Annotated in this window: 17 protein-coding genes; 13 read left to right on the top strand and 4 right to left on the bottom strand. The window is 72.1% G+C overall.

Going from position 1 to position 18,760, the window contains the following annotated elements:
* Nucleotides 1-95 precede the first annotated feature (95 nt).
* The 13 genes from bioB to ACL03H_RS01875 all read left to right on the top strand — a co-directional run bounded on the left by bioB (nucleotide 96) and on the right by ACL03H_RS01875 (nucleotide 14,165).
* A complete protein-coding gene (gene bioB, locus ACL03H_RS01815; protein ID WP_412809250.1) occupies nucleotides 96-1,187 on the top strand; it encodes a biotin synthase BioB in 1,092 nt (363 codons plus the stop codon).
* Nucleotides 1,187-2,446 carry an adenosylmethionine--8-amino-7-oxononanoate transaminase gene (locus ACL03H_RS01820; protein WP_412809251.1) on the top strand — a complete coding sequence of 420 codons (1,260 nt, stop codon included), beginning with the start codon at nucleotides 1,187-1,189 and terminating at the stop codon, nucleotides 2,444-2,446. The genes bioB and ACL03H_RS01820 overlap by 1 nt, the downstream gene beginning before the upstream one ends.
* Nucleotides 2,443-3,570, top strand: a complete 1,128-nt coding sequence (locus ACL03H_RS01825; protein WP_412809252.1) for an 8-amino-7-oxononanoate synthase — start codon at nucleotides 2,443-2,445, stop codon at nucleotides 3,568-3,570. Before ACL03H_RS01820 ends, ACL03H_RS01825 begins: the two co-directional genes overlap by 4 nt.
* Nucleotides 3,571-3,578: 8 nt before the next feature.
* The gene (bioD, locus tag ACL03H_RS01830) at nucleotides 3,579-4,226 is read left to right on the top strand and encodes a dethiobiotin synthase (protein ID WP_412809253.1); all 648 of its coding nucleotides are present in this window, start codon (nucleotides 3,579-3,581) and stop codon (nucleotides 4,224-4,226) included.
* Between the two features lie 128 nt (nucleotides 4,227-4,354).
* A complete protein-coding gene (locus tag ACL03H_RS01835) occupies nucleotides 4,355-5,284 on the top strand; it encodes an alpha/beta hydrolase family protein (RefSeq protein ID WP_412809254.1) in 930 nt (309 codons plus the stop codon).
* Nucleotides 5,285-5,381: 97 nt separating this feature from the next.
* Complete coding sequence (locus tag ACL03H_RS01840; RefSeq protein WP_412809255.1) at nucleotides 5,382-6,377, top strand: iron-siderophore ABC transporter substrate-binding protein; 996 nt, start codon at nucleotides 5,382-5,384, stop codon at nucleotides 6,375-6,377.
* 184 nt (nucleotides 6,378-6,561) lie between these two features.
* Entirely contained in the window at nucleotides 6,562-7,248 is a 687-nt protein-coding gene (locus ACL03H_RS01845) for a Crp/Fnr family transcriptional regulator (RefSeq protein WP_412809256.1), read from the top strand.
* 99 nt (nucleotides 7,249-7,347) lie between these two features.
* Nucleotides 7,348-8,259, top strand: a complete 912-nt coding sequence (locus ACL03H_RS01850; RefSeq protein WP_412809257.1) for a hypothetical protein — start codon at nucleotides 7,348-7,350, stop codon at nucleotides 8,257-8,259.
* Nucleotides 8,256-10,409 carry a hypothetical protein gene (locus tag ACL03H_RS01855; protein WP_412809258.1) on the top strand — a complete coding sequence of 718 codons (2,154 nt, stop codon included), beginning with the start codon at nucleotides 8,256-8,258 and terminating at the stop codon, nucleotides 10,407-10,409. Before ACL03H_RS01850 ends, ACL03H_RS01855 begins: the two co-directional genes overlap by 4 nt.
* A complete protein-coding gene (locus tag ACL03H_RS01860) occupies nucleotides 10,409-11,179 on the top strand; it encodes a hypothetical protein (RefSeq protein WP_412809259.1) in 771 nt (256 codons plus the stop codon). The genes ACL03H_RS01855 and ACL03H_RS01860 overlap by 1 nt, the downstream gene beginning before the upstream one ends.
* A gap of 35 nt (nucleotides 11,180-11,214) precedes the next feature.
* Nucleotides 11,215-11,826, top strand: coding sequence for a class I SAM-dependent methyltransferase (locus ACL03H_RS01865; protein ID WP_412809260.1), 612 nt, complete (start codon nucleotides 11,215-11,217; stop codon nucleotides 11,824-11,826).
* A gap of 359 nt (nucleotides 11,827-12,185) precedes the next feature.
* Nucleotides 12,186-13,181, top strand: coding sequence for a chitinase (locus tag ACL03H_RS01870; protein WP_412809261.1), 996 nt, complete (start codon nucleotides 12,186-12,188; stop codon nucleotides 13,179-13,181).
* Nucleotides 13,182-13,199: 18 nt separating this feature from the next.
* The gene (locus ACL03H_RS01875) at nucleotides 13,200-14,165 is read left to right on the top strand and encodes a chitinase (protein ID WP_412809262.1); all 966 of its coding nucleotides are present in this window, start codon (nucleotides 13,200-13,202) and stop codon (nucleotides 14,163-14,165) included.
* Nucleotides 14,166-14,242: 77 nt separating this feature from the next.
* Here the strand turns inward: ACL03H_RS01875 and ACL03H_RS01880 are convergent, their stop codons facing one another.
* The 4 genes from ACL03H_RS01880 to ACL03H_RS01895 form a co-directional block, all read right to left on the bottom strand.
* Complete coding sequence (locus ACL03H_RS01880) at nucleotides 14,243-15,430, bottom strand: FAD-dependent monooxygenase (RefSeq protein WP_412809263.1); 1,188 nt, start codon at nucleotides 15,428-15,430, stop codon at nucleotides 14,243-14,245.
* Nucleotides 15,427-15,912 (bottom strand): hypothetical protein, encoded by a 486-nt coding sequence (locus ACL03H_RS01885; protein WP_412809264.1) that lies wholly within the window; start codon nucleotides 15,910-15,912, stop codon nucleotides 15,427-15,429. The genes ACL03H_RS01880 and ACL03H_RS01885 overlap by 4 nt, the downstream gene beginning before the upstream one ends.
* A 613-nt stretch (nucleotides 15,913-16,525) precedes the next feature.
* Nucleotides 16,526-17,461: a hypothetical protein gene (locus ACL03H_RS01890; RefSeq protein ID WP_412809265.1), complete on the bottom strand. Its 936-nt coding sequence runs from the start codon at nucleotides 17,459-17,461 to the stop codon at nucleotides 16,526-16,528.
* A gap of 362 nt (nucleotides 17,462-17,823) precedes the next feature.
* Nucleotides 17,824-18,729, bottom strand: a complete 906-nt coding sequence (locus tag ACL03H_RS01895) for a LysR family transcriptional regulator (RefSeq protein ID WP_412809266.1) — start codon at nucleotides 18,727-18,729, stop codon at nucleotides 17,824-17,826.
* Between the last annotated feature and the right edge of the window lie 31 nt (nucleotides 18,730-18,760).

Raw genomic sequence — 18,760 nt, forward strand, 5'->3', positions numbered from 1 at the left:
GCGATCCCCTCCTGTTGACCGGTGTCCCCTCCCAGTCTAACCTGAACACCGTTCACCTGAACGGTGTTCAGGTGCGGTCGATCTCTGGAGGAGCGATGACCACCACCTTCGCCCGGCTCGCCGACGCGGTCCTCGGCGGGGCCCCTGCCACGCCCGGGGACGCCCTCGCCGTGCTGCGTTCCGGCGACACCGAGCTGCTGGAGGTGGTGGCCGCCGCCGGTCGGCTGCGCCGCGCGCACTTCGGCACCTCGGTCAAGGTGAACTACCTGGTGAACCTGAAATCGGGGCTGTGCCCGGAGAACTGCCGCTACTGCTCGCAGGCCGCCGGCTCGTCGGCGCCGATCCTCAAGTACTCCTGGCTCGCCGAGGACGAGGCGCTCGCGCAGGCCGGGGCCGGACTGGCGGGCGGGGCCTGCCGGATCTGCCTGGTCGCCTCCGGTCGCGGCCCGTCCGACCGGGACGTCACCAAGGTCGCCGAGCTGGCCGGGGCGATCAAGCGGCGGCATCCGGACGTCGAGCTCTGCGCCTGCCTCGGCCTGCTGCGCGAGGGCCAGGCGGAACGGCTCCGGTCGGCGGGGGTGGACGCCTACAACCACAACATCAACACGGCCGAGAGCCACCACGACTCCATCGTGCAGACCCACACCTACGCCGACCGGGTCGAGACCGTGCGGCGAGCCGCGAACGCCGGGCTCTCGCCCTGCTCGGGCCTCATCGCCGGGCTGGGGGAGTCCGACGAGCAACTGGTCGAGGCGTTGTTCGCGTTGCGGGAGCTGGGATCGGACTCGATCCCGGTGAACTTCCTGATGCCCTTCGACGGCACGCCGTGCGAGGACACCTGGGAGCTCACGCCCGCGCACTGCGTGCGGATCCTCGCGATGGCCCGGTTCGTCTGCCCCGACCGCGAGATCCGGATCGCCGGGGGGCGCGAGCTGCACCTGCGCTCGTTGCAGCCGCTCGCGCTGCACGCGGCGAACTCGCTGTTCCTGGGCGACTACCTCACCTCGGAGGGGCAGGCGGCCGAAGCGGACCTCGCGATGATCCGCGACTCCGGCTTCACCGTCCTCGGCGCCGCTCGGGACGGCGCCGCGTCGGGCGGCGGCGAGCCGGACGGCTCGGCCGGAGCCGGGCGGGAACCGGTGATCCGCCGCCGGGGCGCGGGGACCGACGTCTCGCCGAACGCCTGATGCGCCCCGGCGACCTGCTCGCCTTCGACCGCGAGCACCTGTGGCACCCCTACTCGTCGATGACCGACCCGGCACCCGCTCGCCTGGTCACCGGTGCGGCGGGCGCCCGGATCCACCTCGACGGCCGCGGCGAGGTGGTCGACGGGATGGCCTCGTGGTGGTCGGCGATCCACGGCTACCGGCACCCGGTGCTCGACGAGGCGGTCCGCCGCCAGCTCGACCGGTTCGCGCACGTGATGTTCGGCGGACTCACCCACGAACCCGCGGTGGAGCTGGGGAACCGCCTCGTCGAGCTGACCCCGGAGGGGCTCGACCGGGTGTTCCTCGCCGACTCCGGATCGGTCGCGGTGGAGGTGGCGATGAAGATGGCGGTGCAGCACCAGCGCGGCGCGGGACGTCCGGGACGCACCCGGTTCCTCACCGTCCGGGGCGGTTACCACGGCGACACCGTCGAGTGCATGAGCGTGTGCGACCCCGACGGTGGGATGCACGCGATGTGGCCGGGGGTGCTGGGGCAGCAGATCTTCGGCGAGCGCCCGCCCCGCCGGGAGGAGGACGTGCCGGCCTGGGCCGAGGAGTTCCGGGCGCTGGCCGCCGAGCACGCCGACCGGATCGCGGGGCTCGTCGTCGAACCGCTGCTGCAGGGCGCGGGCGGGATGCGCCCGTACGCCGCCGGGTGCCTGCGGGTGTTCCGCGAGGTCGCCGACGAGCACGGCCTGGTGCTGATCTTCGACGAGATCGCCACCGGTTTCGGGCGCACCGGCCACCTGTTCGCGGCCGACGCGGCGGGGGTGAGCCCGGACGTCCTCTGCGTCGGCAAGGCGCTCACCGGCGGCTACCTGACGCTGGCGGCGACCCTGTGCACGGCGGAGATCGCGCGCGGGGTGGCGGCCTCGGACTCCGGGGTGCTCATGCACGGGCCGACGTTCATGGGCAATCCGCTGGCCTGCGCGGTCGCCGCGGCGAGCCTGGACCTGCTGATCAGCGACGACTGGGCGGCCCAGGTGCGCCGGATCGGGGCGGGATTGCGGTCCCTGCACCGGATTCCGGACGTCGAGGTGCGCGTCCTCGGCGCGGTCGGCGTCGTGCGGCTGGACCACCAGGTCGACGTGGGGAAGGCGACCGAGGCCGCCCTGGAGCGAGGGGTGTGGCTGCGCCCGTTCCGCGACCTGATCTACGCGATGCCCCCGTACGTGTGCTCCGACGAGGAGATCGCCGCCGTCTGCGCGGGGATCGCGGCGGCGGCGGAGGTGGGATGACCGGCTGGGAAGCGTGGTTCGCCGAGCAGCGCGCGGCGCGCGAGGCCGCCGGGCTCCAGCGGGTGCTGCGGCCGCGCCCGGCGGCGGAGGACGTGCTGGACCTCGCCGGGAACGACTACCTGGGCCTGGGCGGTAGTCCGGAGGTCCGGCGGGCGGCGGTGGAGGCGGTGCGCGAGTGGGGAGCCGGGGCCGGAGCCTCCCGCCTGGTCACCGGGTCCACCGAGCTGCACGCCGAGCTGGAGCGGGAGCTCGCCGGGTTCACCGGCCGCGAGGCTGCGCTGGTGTGCTCGACCGGCTATCACGCGAACCTCTCCGCCGTCACCGCGCTGGCGGACAAGGACGCGCTGATCGTCTCCGACGCGCACGCGCACGCCTCGCTGATCGACGCCGCCCGGCTGTCCCGCGCCGCGATCGAGGTCGTCCCGCACAACGACGTGGCCGCGGTCCGCGCCGCGCTCGCCGGGGCGGGCGGGCGGCGGGCGCTCGTGCTCACCGAGTCGATCTTCTCCGTGCTCGGCGATGCCGCCCCGCTGGCCGGGCTGTTCGCGGCCTGCGCGGAGCGCGACGCGCTGCTCCTGGTCGACGAGGCGCACGGGCTCGGCGTGGTCGGCGCGGGCGGCCGCGGCCTGGTGCGCGCGGGCGGGTGGGCGCGGCATCCGAACGTGGTGGTCACCGCGACGCTGTCGAAGTCGCTCGGCGCGATGGGCGGGGTGGTGCTGGGCTCGGCGGCCCTGATCGACCACCTGGTCAACCGCGCCCGCCCGTTCATCTTCGACACCGGGCTGGCCCCGGCTCCGGCGGCCGGGGCGCTCGCCGCGCTGCGGCTGCTGCGGGCCCAGCCCGAGCTGCCCGCGCGGATCCACCGGCGCGGTGCCGCCCTCGCCGACCGGCTCGGGGTGCCGCGTTCGGCGGGCGCGGTGCTGTCGGTGCCGATGGTCTCCCCGCGCGCCGCCCTCGCCGCCCAGGGGGAGCTGGCCGCCGCCGGGGTGCGGGTGGGGTGCTTCCGCCCGCCCTCGGTGCCGGACCGGATCTCCCGGCTGCGCATCACCGTCCGGGCCGGGCTGGACGAGCGGCGCTGGTCGGTGGCGGCCGAGGTGCTGGCCGGGATCGCGGGCGCCTCGTGATCACCGTCGTGACGGGCACCGGAACCGGGATCGGCAAGACGGTGGCGACGGCCGCGCTCGCGGTGCGCGCCGGTCCGGGGGTGCTGGCGGTGAAGCCGGTGCAGACGGGCGCGGCCACCGATCGGCCGGACGGCGCGGTGGTGCGGGATCTGGCCGGGTGCGAGGTCGCCGAGTTCGCTCGGCTCGACGACCCGCTGGCCCCCGACGCGGCCGCGCGGTTGCGCGGGGTTGCGCTGCCGCCGGTCCGGGAGCACGCCGACCGGATCCGGGACCTGGCCCGGACCCGGGCCGAGGTGCTCGTGGAGGGCGCGGGCGGGGTGCTGGTCCGCCTCGACACCGCTGGCGGGACGGTGCTGGACCTCGCCGCCGACCTGGCGCGCGACCACGAGCTGCGGGTGGTGGTCGTGACCGCTCTCGGGTTGGGCACCCTCAACCACACCGAGCTCACCGCCGCCGCGCTGCGCGCCCGCGGCCTGGAGCCCGCGGGGCTCGTCCTCGGCTCGGTGCCGGGGGAGCTGGACCTCGCGTCGCGCTGCAACCTCGACGACCTGCCCCGCGCCACCGGCGTGCCGATCGCGGGCGCGATCCCGGCGGGGGCGGGGGCCCTGGAACCGGAGGTGTTCCGGACGCGCGCTCCGTCCTGGCTGGCGCTTTGACAAAGCGGAACACTGCTCCGTATATTAAGTGGAACAGCGATCCGGTTGGTCCGGCGATCGGGCGCTGCTCCGACTCCCCGCCCGCCGAACCGGACCGGCGGGCGGCACCTCCGAAGGGAATCAACCCCATGAGCGCATCCGCGCCCGTCCTCTCGGTCGGCCCGGTGGTGCTGGCCGCGCCCGATCGCGCCGTCGACCTCGAAATCCGCGTCTCGGCGCCCGTGGCCGGCGACTCGCTCCCGATCCTGCTGCTCTCGCACGGTCAGGGGCCCTCGAACCACCTGTCCTCGATGCACGGCTACGCGCCGCTGGTGCAGCGGTGGGCGGCGCACGGCTTCGTCGTGATCCAGCCGACCCACCTGAGCTCGCGAACGCTGGACGTGCCGGAGCCCCCGGGTGAGGCGCTGCACTGGCGCTCCCGGGTCCGGGACATGAGCCGGATCCTCGACCGGCTCGACGAGGTCGAGGCCGCCGTGCCGCAGCTGGCCGGACGACTCGACCGCGCGAAGGTCGCCGTGGCCGGGCACTCGATGGGCGGGCACACCGCGAGCATGTTGCTCGGTGCCCGCATCGCGCACCCCGGAGACGGCGCGGTGGTCCGGATGGCCGACTCCCGGATCAAGGCCGGGGTGCTGCTGGCCGCGCCGGGCGCGGGGGGCCGGGACGCCCTCACGGACTTCGTCGCCGAGCACTACCCGTTCTTCCTCGGCGCGGACTTCACCGAGATGCGCACGCCCGCGCTGGTCGTCGCCGGGGACGCCGACTCCTCGGCCCACCTGACGGTCCGGGGCCCGAGCTGGCACGCCGAGCCGCACGTCCTGTCCCCGGCCCGCACCTCGCTGCTCACCCTGTTCGGCGCGGAGCACGGACTCGGCGGGATCTCCGGCTACGACGTCGCCGAGACCACCGACGAGAACCCGCGGCGGGTGGCAGCGGTGGCCGACCTCACCGCTTCCTACCTGCGCAGCGAGCTGATCCCCGGCGATCAGTCCTGGACGCGGGCCCGTGCGCGGCTCGCCGCCGACCCCGAACCGCTGGGACAGATCGACTCCGACTGATCCACCCGCGCCCCGGGGTCGTGCGACCCCGGGGCGGCAGCGGGCCTTGACTTCACCTGAAAGATAGGTAAGCCTCACCTTCGTGCGATCTTTCCTGGTGGGTGGGCGGAGCGGACTGCTGCTGCTCGCGTCCGCCGCATTGCTGCTCTGCGCTTCCTGCGCCGCCGCGCCCCCGCCGGAGGTGCCCGCCGCGTCCTCCGGGACGGGAGCTTTCCCCGTCACCATCCCGCACGAGTACGGCAGCACCACCCTCACCGAACGGCCGAAGCGGATCGTGACGGTGGGGCTCACCGATCAGGACGCGGTGCTCGCGCTCGGCGTGGTGCCGGTGGCGACCCGGGAGTGGCTGACCCCGGGCTACCCGGGCGGCATCGGCCCGTGGGCCGCCGACCGCCTGGGCGGAGCGCCCCCGCCGGTGGTGCTGGAAGGCGGGGAGGACATCCCGTTCGAGCGCATCGCGGCGCAGCAGCCGGACCTGATCCTCGCGCTGTACTCCGGTCTGAGCGAGGGGGAGTACCGGTTGCTGTCGGGCCTGGCACCGACCATCGCCCAACCCGCGCGGCATCCCGACCACGGCATCCCCTGGCAGGAGCTGACCCGCACCACCGGCGCCGCGCTCGGCGAACCGGCCGAGGCGGACCGCCTGGTGGCCGAGGTGGAGAACCGCATCGCGGAGGTCCGCCGCGACCATCCCGAGTTCACCCGGGCCACCGGTGTCCTCGCCACCACCTACGACGGTTACTTCGTCTACGGCAGGCAGGATCCGCGCTCCCGCGTGCTGGCCGAGCTGGGCTTCACCCTCCCCGCCGAGCTGGACGGCGTGGTCGGCGACCAGTTCGGCGCGAACCTGAGCCGGGAGCGCGCGGACCTGCTCAACACCGACGCCCTGGTCTGGTTCGTCCCCGACGGCGGAGCCGCCCTGCGCGCCGACCCGGTCTACACCCGGCTGCCGGTCTCCCGCGAGGGCCGCGCCCTGGTGATCGACGAGTCCGGGGACTACGGCAACGCCTTCTCCTTCGTCTCGGTGCTGAGCATCCCGTACCTCCTCGACCGCCTAGTCCCCGACCTGGCTCGAGCCCTCGACGCCCGCTGAACCCCGGACCGGTGGCAGCCGCGCTCTGCCGTTGCGGAGCGCGTTCGTCTCCTCCTGCCCGCTCACGACTTCGGAGCAGCGCACTCGTGCCGAACGGCACCGGCGGTGATCGCTGTAAGGCCCCATCGAGTGATCTCTGCTGGAGATCTCCCGGTCGGGCCGAGCGGACGCTAGACACGAGACCGTGGGCGACGGATTTCCGCGCGGTTTCCGCGCTCTGCTGACCGAGCCGTGCTGGGCGGCGCTCGTGCAGGACGGCCATCGCAGGCACCACGGGGCCGGTGACGTCCTCCTGCGGCAGGGAGAGGCCGGTGGCCGGGTGCTGCTGTGCCTGTCGGGCCGGGTGAAGGTCGTCTACGCCGAACCGGACGGACGTGAGGTCGTGGTGGCGGTACGCGGCCCGGGGCACTTGCTTGGCGAGTTCTCCGTCCGCGACGGCCATCCGCGTTCCGCTACGGTGCGAACGATCGAACCCGGGCTCACCTCGACGCTCTCCGACCAGCGCTTCAACGAGCTGGTGGGACGCCTCGGCATCACCGAACAGCTGCACTCTTACATCCTCGGCAAAGTGCGGGAGAGTGCCTCGCACCTGTGGCAGCACGCGCACCGCACGACGGGGAGCCGATTGGCCGGATTCCTGGAAGCTCTGGTGGACGTGGCTGGTCCCGATCATCCGCAGCCGACCACCATCGCCATGTCCCAGGACGAGCTCGCCTCCGCGCTTGGCGCGGCCCGCTCGTCAGTCACGCAGGTGGTGCGCGAGTGGAGGGAGGCAGGCCTGATCCGCACCGCTCGCGGCAGGGTGTTGATCCTCGATCGCGCTGCGATCCGGGCTATCGCTGTGTCCGATACCGGACAGTCCGAGTGGTGAACACCGTGCACGCTCGCGTCGATCACGATCACGAGAGCGGAGGTACCGGTGGATCGAGCGGACTCAGGTGGTTTGGGCGCGTACACGGGAATCCTGTGCGTGGACGCGCGCGGCTACAGCGACCACGACACCGCGGGGCAGGAGCTGATCGCCCGCACGCTGTTGCCCGTGCTGCAGCGTGGAGCAGAACGCGCCCGGCTGTCGAAGTTGTTCGAGGACAACGGCTTCCAGGCCTTTCGAGGTGATGGATACTTGGTGGGGTTTCACCCGGACCTGGTTCCGGCGGTGGTGGACCGGTACTTCGACGCCTTGCAGGCGGTGCTCCGCCGGGAGGCAGCGCAGCGGCGAGCGGATGACGTGGAGCTTCGGGTACGTGCCGCCCTGCACCTCGCTCCGCTGCGGGAGTTCGATGAGCGGAGCACGGACTCGCCTGCGGGAGAGGAGGTGGTGCGGGCCGCGCGGATGGTGAACTCGACTCCGGCCCGAGCATTGTTGGAGCACTCCGATCCGGCGGTCACTTCGGTGGCTGTCGTCCTCTCGCCCGAGGTCATGCGACATGTCGTCGAAGCGGGTAGGACGTCGAGGCGTTCGAGCGAGTTCGTGCGGGTCGAGTTGGCGGTGCCGGAGAAGGGGTACGAGGACACCGGATACCTGCGGGTTCCAGCGCCCTCGGGCGAGCTCCTGCGCAGCGGATTGCTGGCGCTGCACGACGAAGCGGAGGAGCAGGAGCGGCAGGTGGCGGAACCGACTTCGGAAGCGGTGACCGGGAACGCCGTTACTCAGAGTGCGGCGGACAACATCGTGCAGACGGGCAGCATGCGCGACTTCCACGACCGCTCGGCACGAGCGGAGGGCGGAACCGCCGTGAGCGGGGATGTGACGGCAGCTCGCGATGTCGACCTCTCCACCGGCAAGAACGACATGTCCGGGCGGTTCCACATCGGTCGAGATGCTCATTTCGGTTCGGCGCGCGGCCGCACCGCCCAGGGTGACCAGGAGGCGGGTCGATGAGCAGTGATGTCCTGGTCGAGGTAGACGACTTCGGCATCCTCGAGCCGCCGCCACTCGCCGTCGATCCGGAGGTTGAACCGCGCGATCCCGGCATCCAACCGCGTTACCCCGGTGGGCCGACGGTGGGTGGGAATATCACCGCGGGGGCTGGCGTGGATCAGTCGCGGGGCAAGATCATGTTCACGAATTCGATCGTCGCTACCGGTGAGGAGCTCGCGGAGAACCTAGCGCGAGCGTTCCGCGAGAACCGAGGCGTTCGCGGGGTGCAGGATCCCGAGGCGCTCGCCGTTCTTGCCAGCAGGTACGTCGCCCCGGCCGGCCTGCTCGAAGCGGACGGCAGCGGGGACCCGAGCGCGTTCGACGTCCTCTCCGAACGCCGCCTGCTGGTGCTGAGCGCACCTGGCCACGATTGCGGGCAGCTCTCCGCAGCGCTGCGCCTCGGACACCGGCTGCGCGACGACGAACCCGAGCTGGTGGTCCGCGAGGAGCTGTGGGAGGACCCGGCGAGCTTGCAGGCCGATCGCCTGCTGGACGAGCACGAACCGGCGGTGGTCGTACTCGATCTGCGTGGGGTCGCAGCTGACGACCTGCGCTCTGTCGCACGGGAACTGGCCGGATTGAACGCGCGTCTGGATGATTATGAGAGCTATCTGGTCGTGATCGTTCCGTCGATGTGGTGCCGTGAGTTCGAGGCACGGGTGCCAGGACGCACCCGTGTGCTGCGCCAACCCCCCGTGGATGAGGTCTTTCAGCGGTACTTTCGGCGAGAAGAGGCGATTAACCGGGAGTTCCTGTCGAGGCTGGAGGCGATGTGGCCGCCGCAGATCGCAGCGATCGCCACTGCGGCCCGGGAGGCTCTGGAACGGGGTGAGGAGCTGCCCGCCGCGCTCGACCTGGCGTTGCAGCAGGAACCGGAGGAGCGGCTCGACAGGCTGCGGGCGGCGGTGCGAACCAAGCAGGACGAGCGGGATGCCGAGTGGGTCGCCATGCTGCTCGCCGTCGCGGCCTTGGAAGGAGCTCCGGCCCGCCACATCGTGCGCGCTGCCGACGAGCTGTCGAAGGCGAGCGGCGGAAGCGTTGCTCCGCAGGAGGAATCGGCGTTGCTTCGTCCGAGTCCGTTGTCGCGACTGCGGATTCTCGCACCCGAGCGCGACGATCCCTGGATCGACCTCACGACCGGGCTGTTCGCGCACCGGGGCTACGGATCGATGGTGTTGCAGTACTTCGTCCGCGAGCACGACGACCTGCGCGACGCTTTGAAGGCATGGCTCGGGCGTCTGCCGAACGAGCTGAAAGACCTGGAGCGGGAGGAACTGGAGCGGCTCGCCGATCGCACGGCGGACCTGGCGGTCAGCGGAGATCTGCAACTCGCGCTCCAGGTAGCTCGGAAGTGGGCTCAGACCGGCACGGGGACGGCATCTGGCGGTCATCGGACTTCGATGGCTCGGGAGGACCAGTACCGGAGGTCCGTGGCAGTGCGGCTGTTGACCACCATCGCCACGAATCCCTCGGGCGGCAGCGAGATCCGGAAGCGCCTCTGGGAGTGGTCGCGCGGCAACGACGCCGATCTGCTCCTGCTCACCGCGGAGGTGTGCGCGGGATTGGGGCTCCTGTTCCCCCGCAACGCGCTCACCCGCTTGAAGCACCTGGCGAACTCGGCGGAGCCGAGCGTGCGGGCGGCGGTCATCCGGGGGTTGCGGCAGATCGGCCAGGCGCACGGACTTCCACATCTGCTGCGGGCGCTGGAGGGCTGGTTCGACGAGGCAGGTCCACAGCGGATCGGGGTGATCGTCGAAGCTGTCTCGGTCGTGATCGAGGATCCGCGCCAGGGATCCGACACCGACGAGGCGATCGCATCCTTCTGGCGCCGCGCCTTGGCCGTCGTAGGCCCGAACGAGCTGCGCCCGCTCGTAGAGCAGTGGTTGCGCACGGCGTCCCTGCAGGAGTCGGACGAGCGTGACGCCAAGGTGGAATCGCTCGTGGAGGCCGCAAAGCACGACGCGCGGCTGATCGCCAGCCTCGAATGGGCCAGCAGGTTCGGTCCGCTGCAGCCGGATCTGAGTCAGTTCGGGAGTGACCCGGTGGCTTCTGTGATCGCACAGCTCTGGACGAGGTTGGACGAGGTTAACCCGATCGCGGTGGAGGAGTGATGGCCTTGCGCGAGAGCGGTTGGCCCTCGCTGCGATCCCGCCGCATCGCTGAGACCCAACGCACTCGGCTGGTCCGCGAGACTTCGCCAGAGGTGGAGGGCGCGGTGCCCCGCCGCGAGAGCTTCTCCCTGCCCAGCGCGGACGGTTCCTTCCGCTTCGCGGCCGTGATCGCGTTCACGGTCCGGTCCGGTGAGGCGGAGCCTGACGATCCGGCCGTGCTGGACCTCGCCCGCACCGGTATCGCTCGGCGAGCCGAGGCGGTCTCCACGCGATTCCGGCTGACCGAGGAGAACCGGGTGAAAGGTGAGCTGACGACGGCCCTGTGGTCGTGGGAGGCGTTGGCGGGGTGCAGCGTGCGCGGACGGTGCGTCTCGATCGACACCGATGTCGAGCTCGTCGAACAGATCGCCGAGTTCGAGAAGTGGGAGCGCCGCCGCTCCGTGCTCGCCTGGCAGGCCCGCCAGAGAAAGGAGCAGGAGGAGCGGATGAGGTCCCTGGTCGTTGACCCAATCGGCGCGACGGCCCGGTGGTTCCTGGACAACCAGGACAAACCGCGCGATGTGGTCGCGGTGGCAGGCGAGTTTCAGAAGCTGCGGTCGCTGCTCCTGCCGGAGGAGCAGGCGGACTCGCCCGGAGCTCTGGTGGACGACTTGCTCGACAACCTGAGTGAGGAGGCCCATCGTGACCACCTCATCAGGACGCTGCGGAAGTGGTTCACCCACTTCGGCCGGGACGACTTGGGTGCTCGGTTGCCTGGATCGGGAGGCTGAGGACTGGGCCATCGGCCGTGGGGGAGAATCGGGGCATGGTCGAGCCGAGCATCTGGATGCGGAAGGTCAGCGCCGATCCGGCGCACTCCTCCTGGTACGTCGAGCGGTTCCGGACGATGGCGCGGGAGGGCGCGGATCTGGCCGGGGAGGCGCGGCTGGTGGACGCCCTGGTGCCGCGCGGGGCGCGGATCCTGGACGCGGGCTGCGGGCCGGGCCGGGTCGGCGGGGCGCTGGCGGAGTCGGGGCACGAGGTGGTCGGCGTGGACGTCGATCCGGAGCTGATCGAGGCCGCCGAGCAGGACCACCCGGGGCCGACCTGGCTGGTCGGGGACCTGGCGGAGCTGGACCTGCCCGCGCGCGGGGTCGAGGCGGGTTTCGACGCGATCGTGTGCGCCGGGAACGTGATGACCTTCCTCGCGCCGAGCACTCGCGGGGAGGTGCTGCGGCGGTTGCGCGCGCACCTCGGTGACGGGGGACGGGCCGTGATCGGGTTCGGCGCGGGGCGGGACTACGACTTCACCGCGTTCCTGGCGGACGCCGCGGCGGCCGGGTTCGAGCCCGATCTGCTGCTGTCCACCTGGGACCTGCGGCCCTTCACCGAGGAATCCGGGTTCCTCGTCGCGCTGCTGCGCCCGCGCCTGGGCTGAAGCCCGCCGCCGGGCCGCCCGGCGCCCCGTCGCGTCCGCTGCGGACGATCCGCTCGCGCTCGCCTCGCGATCCAGGCGCCCGCCGGGGCGTGGCGTGTTTTCGCCTCCGGGGCTCCGGCGCGGGGTCGAACACGGCGCTGACCAGTCGCGATTCGCTCCCGAGTCGATCACCGAGATCGTCCGCGAGAGGTCTAGACCCATTGACGGTCTGGACCGGTCCACCTAGGTTCACCACCCGTCGGTAGCGGACCGGGCACGGTGTGCTGCTCCGTCCGCGTCGCGGGCCCGAGCGAGTCGCGCTCCGGACCGCCCGACGGAACCACCCGGCAACGAGGCCGGCTGGAAGAGGGGAGAACCCTGTGGCTTCTAGATCGATCAAATGGGCCGCGCTGGCGGCGGGCCTGCTCGTCCTGCCGTTCACCGGGAGCCCCGCCGCGCAGGCCGCGCCGGGCGAACTCCGCTCCGCGCCGTACTACATGCCGCTGGACAACGATCCGCAGGACATCGCCGAGGCGATCGAGGCCAGCGGGCAGAAGGACTTCGTGTTCGCCTTCGTGCTCGCGCCCGCCGAGGGCGACTGCACCCCGACCTGGGACGGCAAGGCGGACCAGGAGGTCGCGAACGACACCGCCGTGCGGGCCAAGGCCGACGCGGTGCGTGCCGCGGGCGGCGACATCTCCGTGTCCTTCGGCGGTTACAACGGCATCGACCTCGGTGCCGCCTGCGCGGACGCCGGTGCGCTGACCGAGGCCTACCAGCAGGTCATCGACGAGTACGGCCTCACCCACATCGACCTGGACGTCGAAGGCGACGACCTCGGCGACGTGGCGGGCGAGACCAAGCGCTTCGAGGCGATCAAGGCCCTGAAGGAGGCCAATCCCGACCTGCACGTGACGTTGACGCTGCCGGTGACCACCGTGGGGCTCAACGACGCAGGCAAGGCGGAGATCCAGCGCGCCAAGGACATCGGCGCCGAGATCGACCTGTTCAAGATCATGGACTTCGACTACGGCGGCCCGGGTCAGGACATGGCCAACAGCGCCATCTCGGTCGCCGAAGCCGCGCACGACCAGCTCCGCGAGCTGCACCCCGAGCTCGACGACGCGGCCGTCTACGCCCGCACCGGCGTGATCCTGATGAACGGGCACACCGATCAGCCCAGCGAACTGTTCACCCAGGACACCTTCCGCGCCCTGCTCGACTACGCGAAGCAGCACGAGATCGGCCGCTTCTCGTACTGGTCGCTGAACCGCGACCGGGTCTGCACCGAGGAGGGCGGCTGGGCCGACGGCAAGTGCAGCAGCGTCGAGCAGGAGCCGTACGAGTTCACCAAGATCGTCGCCGAGTACCAGTGACATCCCGGAGAGGCTGAGATGACTTCGCTGCCCAAGCTGTTCTCGGCGATCGCCGCCGCCGCACTGCTCCCGCTCTCCGCGACCGGCGCGAGCGCCGCTCCCGCCGCGGAGCCCGCGGAGATCAAGACTGCTCCCTACATCGACGTGATGCAGGAGGAGCCGACGCTGGCCGAGGTCGCGGAGGCGACCGGTCAGCAGACCTTCACCCTCGCCTTCGTCCTCGGCAGCGCCGCGGGCTGCACCCCGATGTGGGGTGGGGAGGCGGCGCTGGACGACGAGCGCATCATCGGCCAGATCGACGAGCTCCGCACGCAGGGCGGGGACGTCGTCGTCGCCACCGGCGGGGCGATGGGGCCGTACCTGGAGAGCGTCTGCGGCACGGCCGACGAGCTCTTCGACGCCTACGCGAAGATCCTCGACGCCACCGGGGCCAACCACCTCGACGTCGACGTCGAGGCCACCATCCCGGAGGACGTCGTCAACGAGGCCCTGGCCAAGCTGCAGGCCGAGCGCGGCACCCAGATCAGCTACACGCTGCGGGTGCAGGGCGACGACGCCGGCCTGGACCCGTACTCGTTGCAGGTCCTGGAGAGCGCGGCCGAGCACGGCGTCGACGTGCTGGTGAACCCGATGACGATGGAGTTCGGCTCCAGCAAGCCCTGGGGTGACGCGGTGATCTCCGCGGCCGAGGCCACCCTCGGCCAGATGAAGACGGTCTGGCCGGACCTCAGCGAGGCCGAGCTCAAGGCGCGGCTGGGCGTGACCCCGATGCTCGGCCGCAACTTCAACGGCAACGTGTTCACCCAGGACCACGCGCGTCAGCTCGTGGAGTGGGCCGGTGCCAACGAGATCGGCCTGCTCGGCTTCTGGTCGATCGGGCGCGACAACGGCGGGTGCCCCGGCGGCGCGGTGTCGCCCACCTGCAGCAGCATCGAGCAGGAGCCCTACGAGTTCACCAGCATCTTCCAGGAGTTCGGCGCCTGATCCGACCAAAGTCCGCTCGGAGCCCGGGGTTCCGAGAGCGACGGCCCCGCCCGCACCGGGCGGGGCCGTCCACGTACTCAGCCGACCGCGTGCCCGGCGGGCAGGCCCACGAGCCGACCGGCGCCGACGTAGGCCCGCGCGAAGCGCTCCGCCGCCGGGCCGTTCGCGGCGATCTCCCGGATCCGACGCCGGCGGTAGCGCAGCGCCGAATCCCCTCCTCCCGGCGGGATGTGCAGCAGGTGCAGGAGGTTCTCGGAGAACGCCAGCGCCCGCGCCGCTTCAGCGCGGCGCCGGTCCGCGTACCCGTCCAACGCGGCCCCGTCCCCGTCGACGTGCAGCTGGGCCAGCGCGTCCGCCAGGTCGGCGGCGTCCCCGATCGCCAGGTTCATCCCCTTCGCGCCGGAAGGGGTCAGCAAGTGCGCGGCGTCCCCGGCCAGGAAAGCCCGGCCGCAGCGGAAGTCCGCCGCGATCCCGCTGCGCATCCGGAGCACGTCGATCTCCTCGATCCGGACCACGTCCGGTCTGTCGGTGCCCAACCGCAGGTCCAGCTGCTCGCGGATCCGGGACTCCGGCCAGCGCGCGAGATCCTCGTCCGCGGGCACCTGGAGGTAGAGCCGCGCCGTGCTGCCGGCGCGCGGCATCAGTCCCGCGAAGCCCTGCTCGTGGACCGCGTAGCGGATGGCCTCGACCGGGCCGGTGAGCTCGGCGCGCACGGTGAGCCAGTCGTAGGGGTACCGGCGCCGCACGCCGTGGCGCTCGGGGAAGGCCCGCGCGACCGCGCCGCGCGTGCCGTCGCAGCCGATCACGTGCTCGCACTCGACCTCGATCCCGTCGGCGCGCACCAGGGGGCGGGGCCCGGTGAGGTCCACCTCCCGCACCGCCTGCTCGAACAGCGGGGTGCGGTCGACGGCGTCCAGGGAGCCCAGCAGGTCGCGGAGCAGGAACTGCTGCGGGTAGATCCAGTGCTGGAGACCGCCGGAACCGGCCTCGTAGTCCACCCGGAACTGCTCCCCGTCGACCACCACCTCGCACCAGCCGTGCCGGGTCGCCTCGGCGCTCATCCGGTCGGCGAGTCCCCAGCGCCGCAGGTGCTCGGCGACCCGGTGCTCCACGAGCCCCGCGCGGGCGTGGTTCTCGACGTGCCACCGGGATCGGCGTTCCAGCACGAGCGCGTCGACGCCGCGCCGGTGCAGGACGTTCGCGAGCACCAGCCCCGCCGGTCCCGCGCCGACCACGGCCACCTGGGTCCGTCGCACGCCGCTCATCGGGCACCTGCCGGGGCGACGCCGAGCTCCGCCGAGATGACGTCCGGGTGGAACAGCTCCCCGATGGCCACCGCGGGGACGTCCTCGTGCCACAGCAGGTAGGTCTTGAACGCGGCGGGCCGCCCCGGATCCTCCGGCCACGGGCGGAGCCCGACGTCGAGCACGGTGCGCCGGAAGCCGGTTCCCGCCGCGTGCAGGGCGAATCCGAGCGGCGTGCGGTCGTCGGTGAGGCACCGGTCGGCGCCGGGGACGTCGGTGCGCGCGACGACGTGGTTGACCGACAGCGCGCGCCCGTCGTCGGTGGCCAGGACGGAGCCGCGGACCAGCAGCTCGTCCCGCGCCGTCATCCGCAGCAGCGCGGCGGCTCCCGGCGGGCCCGCGGCGGCGGTCGTGCGGGAGTGCTCGGCGCGGTGCACGTGAGCGCGGCGGCCGATGCGGGATTCCAGCAGCGTGGTCGTGAGCCCGTCGCTGCTCAACAGCATTCGCGTGATCGGTGACGCGAACAGCGCCACGTCGTGCGAGACCGGTTCGTCCCGGTCGATTTCGAAGATTCTCCCGGGCGTGAGGAGAACTTTTTCGGGGCGAGATGTCCGATCCGCGGTAGCGGTGCTCGCGGTGGGGCCGGAGTTGGTTCCCGGCTGGAATCGTGACGCGCCATCAAGCGTGTATGCGCAGTTCACGGGGTTGTGCTCAGTCATTTTCCTCGTCTTCGCCGATGCGAGTCGGTGCAACCCCCCTGGAATTCGATTGAGGATGTTAGTGCAGGTTCGTCGATCTGTGATCAGGGGTATCGGCAATGTCCGTTGTGGACTTGATAATTCGTTCAAATGGGCGCCGCCGGGTGCTCCCTTCGCGTCTCGCCGTGCGCTGTTCGGATTCTTCGGCGGCGGGCGAGGAATTCGCGTGGAATTGATCTGACCTCCGTTGTCTTTCCGTGCGGGGAAGATTCTTCCGGTGCTCGCGGTGCGCACGTCGGCACCGGGCGACCGCCCCAGGAGCCGGAACCCGAACGCGCGCCGGAGCGGCACGACAAGCGGCCCCCCGTCCGGGAGAACGGGGGGCCGGGTGCGCATCGGGGCGTGATCCGCCCAGGGGTCACCGGTACCGCACGTCGGGGAACTCCGCGCGGGCGGCGGTGAACTGCCGCTGCCAGTCGTCCGGCCAGCCGAAGGCCGCCGTCGCCAGCTCCTTCAGGTCCTCCCCGGCGGCGCCGCTCGTGAAGTGGACGAACTCGCCCCAGTTCAGGTCGCGCGCGAAGTCGTCACCGCTGGTGGGGAAGTGTTCGCCCAGCAAGCCGAAGTAGCGCACCATCACCTCCGCGCCGCCGTGATCGCGCCACAGCGGGTGGAACCAGTCGCGGTACCAGTGGGTGCCGGCGCGCGGGAAGTCGTCGACGTGGTCCTCGGCCATCATCCGGTCGTGGAACTCCTGGGCCTCCGCGTCCATGCCGAGTCCGATGTAGACGTCGTGGATGTAGAACTCCATCCACTTGCTGTCGCCCCAGAGCCCGAAGGCCGGGGAGCCGTGCTTCCCGGTGGCGATGCTCTCGACGATGTGGCCCGTCTCGTGCGTGACGATCTCGTACTGCGGCGTCGTCCAGTCGTTCCCGCCGACGTCGCTGACGTTGCGGAAGTCGTGCGACTCGTCGTAGACGGTCGAGGGGTGGCCGCCGGAGTGCTTGCCCTCGTGGTGGATGGAGTACAGGCGGTCGGCGTTCATCTTGTTGCCGTCGTTGCCGTAGGTCCGCTGCGCGTACTGCCACATCGAGGTGAGGTAGGGCAGCAGCCACTCCGCGGCCGCCGGGTCGACGTCGGAGTCGAAGTAGAGCGCCACCGCGTCGTTGTGGTCGACGAGCCGCAGCTCCTCGGAGTGCTCGAACCAGTGCTCCTTCCACGTCTCGGGCGGGGGTTCCGCCGCGCGCGGCGCCGCGAGCGGAGCCGGCCGGGGAGTGCCGGAGGCGGTGGCCGACAAGACGGCCGGAACGGCCAGCGCGGAACCTGCCGCGGTCGCCAGGAATGTCCTTCGTCGCACAGCTGCACCTCGGGGAGTCGGGGGGATGCGTGCTTCCCGGCCGGATCGGGGTGCCCGGGCGGGGCCGACATCCTCCACCCGCTCGCGCGTCATCAGTTCGCCGTTGGCGACAAGTGACCACGCCCGGCGCCGCGGACGGCGCGAACGCGGCACCGAGCCCGCACCCGGATCCGGGGGCGCGGCCGGCCCGCTCGGGTTCGTCCGGGGAACGGCCGTCACGGACCCGGGAGGTGGGCGCGGCGGTTCAGGCGTTCCCGTCCGGGGTGGACGCGGTCGGCTCCTCGCCACGGGCGGGAGCCCCGACGCGGCGCGGGTCCCGACCTCCCGGGGCGGTCCGGTGCCGTTCGGCCCGGATAGCGCGCTCACCGCCGGGCCGGGCGTTGCAGCAGCATGTGCTGGGCGAGCCGGGCGAGTTCGCGGGTAGCGGGGGACAGCGTGGTGCCCTGCCTGCGCACGAGGGCCACCGTGTCGTGCAGCGGCTCCCGGAAGCCGACCGCGTGCAGGTCGGCGGGGAAGGCGGGGCTGTCGGCGACCGCCCCGGCGACGATGGTGTCGCCGACGCCCCGCTGCACCAGCGACAGGGCGGACTCCACGTGCTCGACCTCGATCAGCGGTTCCAGCTTGACCCCGGCGAGCTGGGCGCGGTCGGCGAGCTGGCGGCGAGTCGGGTCCGACCAGCCGTAGTGCGCGTCGTAGAGGATCAGCCGGGAGCGCGCGAGGTCCTCGACGCGCACCGGCTCCGCCGCGCGGTCCGGATCCGAGGTCGCGAAGCGGACCTCGTCCCGCAGCAGCGGGGTCACCTCCAGGCCCTCGTCGTCGATGGGCAGCACCACCAGCCCGGCCTCCACGGTCCCGGCCGCGACCGCGGCGGCCACCTCCACCGAGTTCAGCCCGATCAACCGGATCCGCACGTCCGGGTAATCGTCGTGGAAGCGCTGCGCCAGGTCGGACAGCAGGTAGTAGCCGGCGTTGCGCAGCAGCCCGAAGGTCGCGACGCCGCCGCTCAGCGAGCGCACCGAGCGCAGCGCCTGCGCGCCCTCGTCGGCGGCGACGACGGCCCGTTCGGCGTGCGGCAGCAGCGCCTCCCCGGCCGCCGTGAGCACCAGCCGCCGCGCGCCCCGGGTGAACAGCCGGGCGGCGTGCTCGTCCTCCAGCTTGCGGATCAGCTCGGACACCGAGGCCTGGGCGATCCCCATCTCCGCGGCGGCCGTGGTGAACGACCCGGTCCGGGCGGCGAGGAGGAAGGCCCGCAACTGCTTCAAAGTCACAGGGAAACCCTATGCCACGTGCAGGTTTCTC

This window comes from Saccharopolyspora antibiotica (genome assembly GCF_047200635.1).
Classification (GTDB): Bacteria; Actinomycetota; Actinomycetes; order Mycobacteriales; family Pseudonocardiaceae; genus Saccharopolyspora_C.